This is a genomic window from Candidatus Jordarchaeum sp., assembly GCF_052745115.1.
On sequence record NZ_JBRAKS010000095.1, the window covers coordinates 1 to 12,128 of the forward strand.

At 40.8% G+C, this 12,128-nt stretch carries 16 protein-coding genes; 3 read left to right on the forward strand and 13 right to left on the reverse strand.

Annotation, left to right across the window (positions count from 1 at the left end; all coding sequences use genetic code 11):
* Window positions 1-80 precede the first annotated feature (80 nt).
* Window positions 81-527, forward strand: coding sequence for a hypothetical protein (locus ACUVXA_RS08575; protein ID WP_445870838.1), 447 nt, complete (start codon window positions 81-83; stop codon window positions 525-527).
* Between the two features lie 109 nt (window positions 528-636).
* Here ACUVXA_RS08575 and ACUVXA_RS08580 read toward each other — a convergent pair whose 3' ends face one another.
* Window positions 637-1,200: an endonuclease dU gene (locus ACUVXA_RS08580; RefSeq protein ID WP_445870852.1), complete on the reverse strand. Its 564-nt coding sequence runs from the start codon at window positions 1,198-1,200 to the stop codon at window positions 637-639.
* 84 nt (window positions 1,201-1,284) lie between these two features.
* Window positions 1,285-1,620: a hypothetical protein gene (locus ACUVXA_RS08585; protein WP_445870839.1), complete on the reverse strand. Its 336-nt coding sequence runs from the start codon at window positions 1,618-1,620 to the stop codon at window positions 1,285-1,287.
* A 426-nt stretch (window positions 1,621-2,046) separates the two neighbouring features.
* On the opposite strand from ACUVXA_RS08585, the gene ACUVXA_RS08590 reads away from it, so the two are divergent.
* Together ACUVXA_RS08590 and ACUVXA_RS08595 are read left to right on the forward strand one after the other, a co-directional pair.
* Window positions 2,047-2,574 carry a Rab family GTPase gene (locus ACUVXA_RS08590; RefSeq protein WP_445870840.1) on the forward strand — a complete coding sequence of 176 codons (528 nt, stop codon included), beginning with the start codon at window positions 2,047-2,049 and terminating at the stop codon, window positions 2,572-2,574.
* Window positions 2,575-2,838: 264 nt separating this feature from the next.
* Window positions 2,839-3,372 (forward strand): Rab family GTPase, encoded by a 534-nt coding sequence (locus ACUVXA_RS08595; RefSeq protein ID WP_445870841.1) that lies wholly within the window; start codon window positions 2,839-2,841, stop codon window positions 3,370-3,372.
* Between the two features lie 63 nt (window positions 3,373-3,435).
* Here the strand turns inward: ACUVXA_RS08595 and ACUVXA_RS08600 are convergent, their stop codons facing one another.
* The 11 genes from ACUVXA_RS08600 to ACUVXA_RS08650 all read right to left on the reverse strand — a co-directional run bounded on the left by ACUVXA_RS08600 (window position 3,436) and on the right by ACUVXA_RS08650 (window position 11,935).
* Window positions 3,436-4,107, reverse strand: a complete 672-nt coding sequence (locus tag ACUVXA_RS08600; protein ID WP_445870842.1) for a creatininase family protein — start codon at window positions 4,105-4,107, stop codon at window positions 3,436-3,438.
* On the reverse strand, window positions 4,104-4,775 hold the full coding sequence (locus tag ACUVXA_RS08605; RefSeq protein ID WP_445870843.1) for a 2,5-diamino-6-(ribosylamino)-4(3H)-pyrimidinone 5'-phosphate reductase: 672 nt from the start codon (window positions 4,773-4,775) through the stop codon (window positions 4,104-4,106). The genes ACUVXA_RS08600 and ACUVXA_RS08605 overlap by 4 nt, the downstream gene beginning before the upstream one ends.
* A gap of 11 nt (window positions 4,776-4,786) precedes the next feature.
* Window positions 4,787-5,947 (reverse strand): amidohydrolase family protein, encoded by a 1,161-nt coding sequence (locus tag ACUVXA_RS08610; RefSeq protein WP_445870844.1) that lies wholly within the window; start codon window positions 5,945-5,947, stop codon window positions 4,787-4,789.
* A gap of 3 nt (window positions 5,948-5,950) precedes the next feature.
* On the reverse strand, window positions 5,951-6,712 hold the full coding sequence (locus tag ACUVXA_RS08615; protein ID WP_445870845.1) for a GTP cyclohydrolase IIa: 762 nt from the start codon (window positions 6,710-6,712) through the stop codon (window positions 5,951-5,953).
* A 37-nt stretch (window positions 6,713-6,749) separates the two neighbouring features.
* Window positions 6,750-7,169 carry a 6,7-dimethyl-8-ribityllumazine synthase gene (ribH, locus tag ACUVXA_RS08620; protein WP_445870853.1) on the reverse strand — a complete coding sequence of 140 codons (420 nt, stop codon included), beginning with the start codon at window positions 7,167-7,169 and terminating at the stop codon, window positions 6,750-6,752.
* 10 nt (window positions 7,170-7,179) lie between these two features.
* The gene (gene ribC, locus ACUVXA_RS08625) at window positions 7,180-7,653 is read right to left on the reverse strand and encodes a riboflavin synthase (RefSeq protein ID WP_445870846.1); all 474 of its coding nucleotides are present in this window, start codon (window positions 7,651-7,653) and stop codon (window positions 7,180-7,182) included.
* A complete protein-coding gene (ribB, locus tag ACUVXA_RS08630) occupies window positions 7,646-8,362 on the reverse strand; it encodes a 3,4-dihydroxy-2-butanone-4-phosphate synthase (RefSeq protein ID WP_445870847.1) in 717 nt (238 codons plus the stop codon). Before ribB ends, ribC begins: the two co-directional genes overlap by 8 nt.
* A 226-nt stretch (window positions 8,363-8,588) precedes the next feature.
* Window positions 8,589-10,016, reverse strand: a complete 1,428-nt coding sequence (locus ACUVXA_RS08635) for an MFS transporter (RefSeq protein ID WP_445870848.1) — start codon at window positions 10,014-10,016, stop codon at window positions 8,589-8,591.
* A 194-nt stretch (window positions 10,017-10,210) separates the two neighbouring features.
* On the reverse strand, window positions 10,211-10,456 hold the full coding sequence (locus ACUVXA_RS08640; protein WP_445870849.1) for a 4Fe-4S dicluster domain-containing protein: 246 nt from the start codon (window positions 10,454-10,456) through the stop codon (window positions 10,211-10,213).
* Complete coding sequence (locus ACUVXA_RS08645; RefSeq protein WP_445870850.1) at window positions 10,457-11,299, reverse strand: ATP-binding protein; 843 nt, start codon at window positions 11,297-11,299, stop codon at window positions 10,457-10,459. It abuts the gene before it with no gap.
* 207 nt (window positions 11,300-11,506) lie between these two features.
* Entirely contained in the window at window positions 11,507-11,935 is a 429-nt protein-coding gene (locus ACUVXA_RS08650; protein WP_445870851.1) for a Mov34/MPN/PAD-1 family protein, read from the reverse strand.
* Between the last annotated feature and the right edge of the window lie 193 nt (window positions 11,936-12,128).

Here is a 12,128-nt window from a genome sequence, read left to right on the forward strand (position 1 = left end):
TCTGATATGTTTATAAGAGAAATATACTACAGAATAATATCAGTATAATTATTTAAAAAGGAGAAGCACGGTGAAGAATATTGATCCATGCCATATACATTCTATCAAATGAAGGCGAACAAATATTCGTAAAAGAATACTATAAAAACAACATAAATCTTACAGAGCTCACAAACTTTGTCACCGCAATCTCCGACTTCTCCACCCAATTCACAGAAAAAAACAAAAACAACAGTTTCTCCTCATTCGTTCTGGGAGAAAACCGATTCATATTCCACAAAAATAACGGGTTCGTAATAATCGCCACAGTAAACGCCGAGGCCGACTCATCCGACATGGGGAAACTTAAAAAAATCCATAAAAAATTTCTCGAAAAACGAGACACCATAATCTCTAACGGAAAAACAAATAAAGACGAAATAAAAAACTTCGAAGAAGAAATCTCCAAAATAATTGAAGGAACAGACACCAGAATAATCAATTTCCAGATTATAGAAGATCTACTCTGGAATAAAACCAAAAACTAAAAAATAAAAATACTCAAAACCTAAAAATCTAATATAGAATCTGTTCCTAAAAACTAAAATCTAAATAGATGAGGAAAAGTGGAGATTAAATTGCTAATTTCACAATTCACTAATCTAAAGTTACTATACTGCTTCTAACAAGCGCTCTAGCCAGTAGCCGTGCTGCTTTTAAAGGTTCAGGAATAGCCCCCTGAAGAGTGAACTTGTTTACTACTCTCACTGCGTCCTCCCTAGTCAGCCCTAAGTAACGAATAAATAGCTCATAACCCGTTCCAAGAGAAACAGTTTCCCGTTCCCCCAACCGATTATAAATCTTTAAGCGTTCCTCCCAGTCCGCAAAATACTCCCGAAAATACTTTTCCAACCCCTCAGACTCCTCATAAGTCACACACACCAAAGGAACCCCCAGCTCCTCATAAATCCGATCTAAATCCACCACATTAAACCAACTAATCACACAACCGTTCAAAAATACAAAGTTAATATCACTCCTACTTAAACCTCGGTAAACCTCAATCACCCCCTCCGTAGCATCCATGCCACCCACAGTAATCGTGCCAAAAGCAAACCCGTCAATCTGAAGATCACCCCTCATAACCACCCCCGCAAGAACCGACCTCCTACTTCTACCCTTAACAAAACTCTCAGCAACACCCAAAACACGAACACCCATCTTCAAAAAACCAACCTCAAAACTAAAGAAACAAAAAACAAAAATAAACTTTTCACCCACACCCCCCAAAAACACAAAACACAATCAAGACGAAGTCACAATCTTAGTAAGAGCATTCTTAGCATCCCAAACATTCTCATAAGTCGTGAAATAATCACCCTCTCCAAAAGACCGCTGACCCTCCCTAACCTTCTCCTCAGCCATACTCAGTAGCTTCAAATTCCGATCCGGATCACCTCTTTTAACAGAAGGCGGAGAAGGGGGCTCCCTCTCCTCCAAACCATGCAGCAAAACCAGCTTAACCAGAAACAGCTCCAAACTAGCCCGAGCCAACCAAGCCTCTAACTTCAACCCATCAACATCGCTAGCAGACTTAGCTCGACTAATATGATCAAGAACTTCCCCCAACAACTCTAACATACAACCACCAAACACCAACCAATAAACACACAGACTAAACAAAAATAACAAAAAATATATAAAAATTACCCGGAAAACAATAAAAAAGAAGGCAAAAAACCTGTATCACTTACTAAATGTCTCATTTGAGAAATATGCATTTATTTATCTAAAATTACAAAATGAAAATGTACACTAACATCTTTACATATTCTTTATTTTTACAGGAATCGTTGGCGGGAAAGCCCCCGATCTTAGTCGCGGGGAATGTCAAAGAGAGAAAAGCTAATTATAAAAATAAGGCACCTAATACGAAAAATAAATATTACCTCGTGAAAATATATTATCTAAAGACAAAAACTTAAATGGAAAGCTGAAAAGTGAGTAAAATAAGAACAGCTTAAAAATCAATAAAATTTTCTAAACCAATAAGAAGGAAGTGCAAAAATGTCCAAAACCAAAGAATTAATGTACAAAATAATTTTAGCAGGTGACGGGGCTGTTGGCAAAACAAGCCTAATAGAAAGGTTTGTGAGCGGTAAATTCGAGAAAGATTACAAGATGACCTTAGGAACCAATATTTTTTCGAAGGTTGTTAATGTTGATAGTGTTCCGGTGAAGTTTGTAATTTGGGATTTGGCTGGTCAGCCGCATTTTAAGCATGTGCGTTCAGGATTCTATTTGGGTGCTGCTGGTGCTTTGTTGGTTTATGATGTGACTCGTAGATCTACTTTGGAGAGTCTTAATAACTGGCGTTCAGAGATGTTGAGTAATACTGGTAATGTTTCGGCTTTGGTTGTGGTTGGTAATAAGTGTGACTTGGATGATATGCGGGAAGTGCGGGTGAAGGAGGGGCAGGATTATGCGCAGAATTTGGGTGCTCCTTTCTTTGAGACTTCTGCTAAGGATGGTGATAATGTGGAGAGTGCTTTTGTAGCATTAGCTCGAGGGATTATTAAGGGAAAACATCCTTAGTTCTTTGTTTTGATTTACTTTGCTGGTTTTTCGTTGAGGGGAAATATTTTGGCTTATGTTTTGTGTTGTTTTGTATGGTGTTAGTTGCTTGGTTTGTTTATTTGGTTGGGGGTGTTTTCTTGGTTGGGGTTTGGTTAAAGTTTATTTCGGTGGTTGCTTTTTATTATGTAGGAGTTGCGATGTTTAGGTTATGGGTATGGGTTTGTTGCTGTGATGGGTGTTGCTGGTTGGTGTGGTTGTTAAAATTTATTTGGGGTTGTTGGTTTGGATTCTGATAGGGAGTATGTGTTGAAGGTTTTTTTGGTTGGTGATGATGGGGTTGGTAAGACTAGTATTATTCGGCGGTATGTCCATGGTATTTTTGAGCAGGATTTTCATGCGGCGGTGGGTACGCGTATTTCTAGTAGGGAGTTGGTTTTTGATGGTAGGCGGGTTACTTTGAGTATTTTTGAGATTGGGGGGCAGGAGAAGTTTCGTTTTGGTGAGAATATTTTGTATAAGGGTTCTGAGGGGGGTGTGGTGGTTTTTGATTTGACTAGTGAGAGTAGTTTTCAGGGTTTGAATGATTGGTTTAGTCAGATTGAGGCGAATCTGGGTCAGTCAGTGCCTTTGATTCTTGTGGGTAACAAGTATGATCTGAGTGCTTTGCGCAAGTTGCAGAAGCAGGAGGTTCTTGATTACGCTTCGAGTCGCGGAGTTGAATACTTGGAGTCCTCAGCTAAAAATGGTAAGAATGTGATTTATCTTTTTTATAAACTGGTTGAGAAAATTTTGATTTCTCCTAAATACCAGTTATAAAATTTGTTTTTTGAGTATCTCCCTTTTGCTGCTAATTTTGAGGATTTAGGATTTTGCTATTTCTTATTTTTTTAGTTGGTATTGTTGTTTTAGTTGTTTGGTTATTTGTTGAATTAGAGTGTGGAATATTTTTTCTCCTTTTTCTGGTGTGGCTTTTGTGGGGTCTCCTAATATTCCGGAGTGGGAGTAGTTTATGGTTTTCCACTCTTTGGGAGGTTTCTTTTTTGATTGAGGGTCTAATTCTGGTACGTATTTTACCAGTTTGCTGGTTATTTTTTCCTTTTTTACTAGGTGGGGTTCAAGGTGTAGCATGAGGGAGGTTTCGATTTCACAGGCGTGGCAGATTCCGCCTATTTCTGTTTCCCTTACATCATCCAGTATTTTTCTCAGAAATTGGAACAGATCAACGAGTACTATTTTCTCATTGTTTAAGTCTTGGAGTGTTTGGGTGTTTCCTCCATGTGTGTTGATGATGATTATTTTTTGGTAGTATTCGTGTAGGGATTTACAAATGTCTTTCACGGTTTTGAGTAGTGTTTCAGGGGGGATGCTTATTGTGCCTGGGAAGTCTGCGTGTTCAATTGATACTCCATATTTTAGTGCTGGTGCTAGGTCTGTTTCTAGTTGTTCGGCTAGGGCTTGGGATATTTTTTGTGCAATTATGCTGTCTGTGCCTAGAGGAAGATGGGGTCCGTGTTGCTCCGTGCTGCCTATCGGCAATATTATTATTTTCACTGTTTTTTCCTCTCAGATTTCGGTAGAACTTTAAATGTGAGAACCAGGCACTTGCCGACTTTTTTATTGTTTATTAATTTTAAGTTCACGCTTTCAGATACTCTGTTGAATCCTTCTCCCTCAACTAGGGAGACTGCTTCTTTCCCCCCCACTATTACTGGTGATATTGCGATTCTCAATTCATCCACTAGCCCTTTGCTTAGCATTCCCCAGTTTAGGTTTCCTCCTCCTTCAAGCATCAGTTTGCGGACGCCTAGGTCAAAGAGCTTTTCCATGAGCAGTTCTAAATCAACTTTTTCGCCGTCTCCAGACACTAGTATTTTTGCTCCTTTTTTTTGAAGTTCATCTATATTTTTTTTGGAGGCTTTGCTTGTCACAGCTATGATGGTTTCCAAGTCTGGTCGTACAGTTATGACCCGGGCATTGAGGGGTGTTCTCGCCTTACTGTCTACAATCACTCTTAGGGGGCTTTTCCCCTCTTTTGCGGTTAGTTTCGAGTCATCACGTAGAATAGTATTTATGCCGACCATTATGGCATCTACCTGGGATCTCAGTTTGTGTACTCTTTTCCAGTCCTCTTCATCGGAGAACGATGAGTCACCCCTATGGGTTGCTATTTTTCCGTCTACACTCATGGCTGCACTAAGTATAACGTAAGGTTTTTTCAAGTCAGTTCCTCTCAGATATGCTCTCTCTCAAAAACTTTTTTGCCTTTAATGTAAACAAAATCAATGTTTTCAGGTTTTGCTCGGTGTACCACTGAATGATAAATATCATGGACCGGTCTCATATTGGGTGCGTCCAGGTTCAAAACAATAAAGTCGGCGCATCGTCCCTCTTCTATCCATCCTGAACTTAAATTGAATAAATCAGCGGGATTGACGGTAATCATTTCGATGATTTTCTTAGAGTGCAACGCGTTTTTACCGTGCCTTCCTCTAAGGGTCTTTCCTAAAAATTCCATTTCTCTAAAAAGGTCTAAAGAGTTGGCCATGACATTGTCAGTTCCTAGACAAACCCTTGTTCCCGCATTCACCAGTTCTTCTACAGGAGGAAATCCCACACCGAAGTAAGCATTTGCCCGCGGACAGCATACCACTTCTCTACCTTTCAATAATTGCATGTCCTCTTGGTCTGCGTGAGTCAGGTGCACCAAAACATCTGCCTCTAAAACGTCTAAAGCTCTCTTAACGTCGGAATAGCCGAATTTTTCATAGCTAATTTTTTTTTCGTTTTCGGTTTCTGAGACATGCACCGCGACAATCTTATTGTTCTTCTTACATTTTGATGAAATCTCTTTTAACTCCTCATCGGTATAATTATTCGTAGAAGTTAGCCCAACTCCATCAACAATGGGAATCAACTCTTCCAAGGTTGTTTCTTGGTTTGGTCGACCAAGCCTTACCGCTTTAATTGGTAAATCCTTTATTACCCTGTCCAGAAGCTGCATTCCAAGCAATCCGCCTTCTCTAAAATCGGCGAACATAGATGTGCCAGAAGATAACATCTCTAAACAAGCATCTCGAATTCCTGAGATTAACTCATCCTTGGAAGCGTCTGCCAAAAGCCTATGCTTTAAACCGTGAGGTGATTCAACCACTTCCTCTATGGAATACTGGTAACCCATCTCTTTGGCAAAAGAGTCTCCCACATGAGTATGAGCATTTATGAACGTGGGAAGAATCAGACAATCCTCAAAATCGGAATAAATTTGGGATTTCGGAGCTTCACTTGAAACTTTTTCAAAGTACCCTTCACTTGAAATAGTGATATAAGCCTCTTCCAGTAAGTCTAGTTTTCTTCCTGCTAGACAGAAATCCGTGTAAATGGTGTAGGACATGGTTTAAAGCATCTCTTCTTTGAGGATGATTACCTCATCAGTTTTCTTCTCCCTTATCAGAGACAAGCCTTCGTTGGCTCTTGACAGTGCGTCGAGGGCGGTTCTACCAAAACCGATTCCCGCTTTGAGCTTCAGATTCATGCTAGTCTCGAATCGGTCAAATATCTCTTTGAAGTCACTCTTTTTTAAGCCGTTACATACCGACACAAAGTTATCGCCACCATTGAAGAAAAGCAAAGCCCCCTTGTCTGCAAACATCCTCATAAGGATAGCCGTAGAAGAATAAACCACATAGGTACTCTGATAAGCTGATTCACGATCCGTCACACGCAGCGTAAACCCATTAATATCTATATGCGCGATCTGAACGTACTCCTGTTCCCCATTATCATTAGTTCTATGCGCTATGATTGACTTCCTAGTTTCAGATTGGGCACTACCAATCTCCTGAAGAGCTTTTGTAGCTAATACCTGAGCGTCAAAGGGCGATTCAGCGGAACCTATACCCATACTAATAGAAACCGGATATCTTCGACCCACACTTCTCAGAATCATCTCATGATCCTTAACAGAAACACCATTCGATACAGCAATCATATTATCGAAACGATTAAAAAAAACCAACCCCCTTCTCAGGGCGAACATCCTCTGAAGATCCGCATAAATATCCGCCTGCATTATTTGCAAGTCAGATTCACGGTCTTCACCTAGGAGTTCAGTCCAAGGGCCGTAATTGTCAAGCTGTATCAAAGTTAATTGAATCATATATATCCGCCTTCTACGCCACAAACACCTACTTTTACTATTTGAGACGTCTAACCATTTTTACCGCAGCTTCCACGGATCTCTTTGCATATTCCTCAATTCTCTCCGTTGCTTCACCCCGCGTCATTCCCGGTCCTGATACACCCAGAGCAACCGGTTTACTATATTCTAAAGCAAGATCCATCATCTTTCGTGCTGCGTGCTGAGCCACCACCTGATCGTGGTCTGTGTCTCCTTTAAGAATGGCACCGATTGTGACCACTGCATCAACATTCTCCATTTCAAGAAGCTTCTTAATTGCAAGAGGCATATCAAAAGATCCAGGCACCTTCATTACTTTCTCCACCGTGGCTCCTAGAAACTCAGCATGGTCGAGTGCTCTCTGGAGCATCAGATAAGTTATGTCGTAATTAAACTCTCCAACCACAATACCCAGTCTCACTTTTTCATCCATAATAATTCCTCACTTACGGTTTTAGAGGTCCCGCATCCGGGTGGCCCTGTCTTAACCCCTGCCCTGCGTGTCTCGTCAACCACTCCCTATCAAATAATAATCTTAGCACGTTTCGGGCGTGTTTTCGGGCCCGGTCTTCGCACATTGCTATGAGCTCTTCTGTTGTTTCAGCCTCGTCCTCGTAAACGAAGCACTCGATGATGTGCTTGTTGGTCAGTATCTGTGTTCCTATTATGCCCAGTGAGGCTTGATGTGCACACTGTTTGTCTATGGGTTCTGGACCAGGCATTCCCAGGGCGAGTACTATTTCGCAGCCATGCTCCTCAATCAACTTCTTTGAGGCAACCGGTAAGTCTTTCACTCCGGGAACAGTGTACCTTACTATGTTAACCTTTGAGGTGTTATCTTCCATCTCTTTTATCGCTATCTTAGCCATATCGTAACGTGCAAATGTGGTGTCTGTGACCCCAACATTTACCTTAGTCATTCCCAGCCCTCTTTGCGTACTCTTCGATTATTTCTTCACCACTAACATAAACCAAATCGTACTTTTTAGCGTATTTTTTCGCTTCATTAATTGAGAGAGCCTTCCCTGTTTTTCCGTCTAGCATCTCACAGAGAACCGTTACCGGATTTAAATTGCCAATTTCTGCCAAGGAGACCGTTAACTCGGTATGCCCCTGCCGATTCTTCAATAAACCATCAGTAGCTAGCAACAAGTGCACATGGCCCGGAGACCGGAAGTTCCTGCCTAACTCCTCCTTCCAATTATTATCACTGTTACCCTGGTACGTATTTCTCCCCAATAATCCCAGCTCTCTAATAGTTAGGGCTCGATCCACATCGGTTACTCCGGTAAATGTTTTCCTATGATTAACAGTGACTGAGAAAGCAGACTTCTCATCATAGGGAATATCATTAGGGATTAATTCTGCTAGCACACCATAATTACTATAACAGGTTCTAAACAGGTCATGGAGAAAGGGTAACTCCCAGCGATGCCAAATCTCTGGATGCACCGCAACACAGATAAGGCCACCAGCATCGTATCTCATTCTGTAAACATCTTCAGGTCTAACCTTCTCTGCAAGCTTCACCAGATCCACTTCTTCCTCTCTGCCTTCCTTATCATAGATAAGGATAAATTCTCCCTTAGATAAACTCTTTACCGCATTGCGTATAGTGTCTGAAGGCATGTTTAGGCCACCATAATTTCGATGGAAATACACTCATACACACATATAAGAGTTGCTACTAAAAAATGAGTAACCTGCCACCTCCCCCATAAAAATTCAAAAAAATCAAACCAACAATAAACTGAAAACAATTAAAAAAGTTATTCCCAAAACCCAAAAATCTACTTAAAAACAGTAAAAAAAATAAAAAATAGGGGGGAAAGGAAATCCACTGTTTTCGAAGATTCTATTTGACCTCTTTTAGTAATGCTACCAGTATAACTGCCAATGCCGCACTAAGAACCAAAAACAGTGTAGGTCCAAAGAAAGTACCAGGCAACTGAATCAAAGGTGGAGCGGTAAAGAAGTAGAAGTATAGCGGAAACGCTAAAACGTTTCCCCAGTAGTTTGGAAGAATCGTCCAATAATAGAACAGCTCCGCAAAAAGATAAGAACCAGAACCTGTTTGGAGGATCCCGAAAATTAAAGGCCAAATAACACTACCAATGTGACCCAGCGTAAGAATAATGCCCAATGCCAATCCAGTTATCATCGGTCCTATTGCCTTAATCTCAATCACAGACTCGAAGACCAAAGGCTGAACAGAGATTAGGAAGAAACCGAAAAGCGCACCCGCGATGAGCAGAGTCTCACCTGAAGTCATGCCCATAAGGAACAAAGCGGGAGTACAAATCAATACCGCCAAGAAAAGAAACAGCTTCCTACGACCAAGCTTATCCGAAATCCTCGTGATCACAATAGTACCAATAATACCAGACAAAAGAACGAGTCCCGAAGCCAAACCACCGAAAGACTGCTCCATATCAACAAACACAAAGAACCACTCTGGATGATGTAAAGCAACATACAACTCAGTAAACTTCTGAAGCAGACCCACATTCGACCAAGCCATACGCTCAATATAGTCCGCAATACTAAGATATGCACCGAATCCAATTGCAAACGCGATTCCTAGTAGCCAAAAGTCTCTAGCCCCTGCTATTCTTGACAGCCCTTCCTTCAAGGGTACTTGTTTTGTTTCTTCTAAGGGTTCTGGAGGTACGGGCGGTGCTGCTCGTGCTATGAGGAAGAATATGATAGTTATAATCGTTGTGGCGATTGCATATAGTATCATAGTGTTTTGCAGGCTTGCTGAAGGATTATATGCACCAAAGAAGGCTATTAGGAGTGGTGTGAGAACTAGTCCTGCCATATTCCCTCCGTTACTAGCTATCAATCCTAGACCTTGGGCGAAAGCTCCTTCTCTTCTAGGGAACCAGGTTACAGCTAGTTTTGCGAGGCTCACATACATTAGTGCAAATGCGATCCCCAAGAAAAGCTGGAAAATAAGAAGCCAAGTAATATCTGGTGATATTAACCTAATTATGGCTACTGCGGTCATAATTACTGCACCTAGACCGGTGGCAAACTTCCAGCCTTTCCTATCCACAAGAATGCCCACAGGAAAAGATGCAACGATTTCCACTGCCATGGGACCGATAACTAGAAGGGTGATAGCCATATCACTTACACCAGTAAGGAAGAATGCCTGCCTTAAAGTAGAACTAATCGGAGCAAAGCCAATCCATAAAGGTCCTCCAATGAAGAAAACTAGTGTGTATGCTAGTAGTGATACCCAGCGGTATCGATATACTTGGTATTTCTGTTTTGCCATTTTTTTCCCTGATTTTTTATTTTTCTTTTTTTTGCGTGTTTCTCCTTTATTTTGTTTTCTGTTTACCATAGAGAGTGGGTAAAACTGGTGGTTTGGTTTAATAAATTTTGATGATTTAGTATGGTTAGCTTATAATATTGTAGTTAATTTGTATAAATAAAAATAAGAAGAGGTGTTTAAACTTGATTTGTTTTTTATTCAGCTTCTTTTATTTCTATTTTGATTGCGTCTTTGGGGCAGATATCGATGCATTTGTTGCATGTTGTGCAGAAGAGTTCAAATGAGGGTATGATCACCCAGTTTTCTGGTTCTTTGTAGCGTTCTCTGTCGGTTGCGACTAGGACGAAAACCGTGCTGGGGCAGACTTCCAAACATTTTCCGCAGTCTTGTGGTTTGGGGCATTTATCTATAAGCCAGTGAACTTTTACTTTTGCTGCCATTTACCACTCCTCCCTTAGTGTTGGGATGCTTTCTCTTGGTATTAGTGTAATTGCTTCTTCGGGGCACTCGGCTCTACATACTCCGCATCCGAAGCACTTGAACTGGTTAATGTGGGCTTTACCTAGTGTGACTTGGAGGTTTACTGCTCCGAATTGGCACCGGGTCACGCATTTGCCGCATCCTATGCATTTGTCTACGTCTATGTCTGCCACGTAGTGTCCTTTCAGGAAGTGTTTTATGTCGAAGTCTATTCTTGGTCTTAGGGCTATGCATTCAGGGTATTGGCAGTTGCACATTGCGAATGCTAGTGGGAGTGGTGTTCCGGCGATTGTGTGAACCAGTCCTTTTTCGTCACATTCGTCTAGGAATGCTTTCCCTTCCTCCACGGTTAGTCTTTCTACCCCTTTGGGTGCATGGTCTACGTATCCCTCCACGGTCTCTCCGTGTAATCCTAATGGCATACAGGTGTATACTTTCTCGTTTCGGTTCATGCGGCGACAGGGGCACATGACTCTGTAAACATCTCCGGCGATTTCCACGATCTTTTTTGCTTCTTCGAGGGTGATTACTTGCCCCATGTGGCCTTCGGGGAATACTCGTTCTCGGCCTTCGTCTTTTTGTATCATGTCTTCTATCATCTTTTTTGTGGGTTCCAGTAGATTGGGGTCATTGATAACATCTGCCAACATTTTCGCTGCATCTCCATAGACTTTGTCGATTAGTTTCCAGTGATCCAGTTCCCATTGTTCGTATCCTAGTTCTTTTGCCAGTTTTACGGAAAGGTTTCTCTCATTCAGGTACCATCTCTTACCGTCGCCGTGCTTATAACAAAACTTACACAAAATTTTCACCTCATGAATGGAATAATAGTCCTGTTTAAAGATATTTTTTAATAACCATACTTTTTCATATTACATTTTTCTTTGCTTTAATTTATTGTGCTTAACTTTTTATATCAAAAAACAAAACTCAAATACTTTTTGGTGGAAGGTGTGATCTTACTTAACAGTTCTAAAATCTAGGCTTATTTATGTATTTGGCAAGATTACCTATTCTACTATTTCTGATTGAATAGGTTTGCCCTTTTTGTCATAAGTATGTAGGTCTTGATAGGTGCGATAGGGAAATGTTACAATAATATGAATAAAACCGAAATTAAACATAGAATTAATATCCTGCATTGAGGGTCTGCCCGAGCCGGAAGGATGTGAATGAATGCTTCCTACAATGGAGAAATCGAATGGTAACATGTGGGGGTGAAACTGTGCTAGTCCGTTACCATAAACACTTGCTGGAGCCAAAATTATTTCGGTAATTACATCTTTTTCTGCTCGTAGAAGGCCGATGAATTCTCGAGGGTGAACGTTTCTACAGGCTTCCAGAACTCCCTCCACAACCTCTTTCTTAATTCTAACCTTCACAATCTGATATTCTCTCGGTTCACCTATCCCCAAAATTTTCCTTAGGAATCTACTCATTGGCAACATCTCTAAGATTATTGTCAGGATTTATTTGAGAAGCGTTTTGCTGAAATATTTATGTAACTATTGTGTAATTATTTTAGTTTAATATAGCTCTGGTTGTGAAATTATTTTCTAGGTTTTGTAAATTTTTTATATATTTTGCTATGAAAAAGCTTTTCGCTTCAGTCCGAGAGGGGGCTGACCAGAT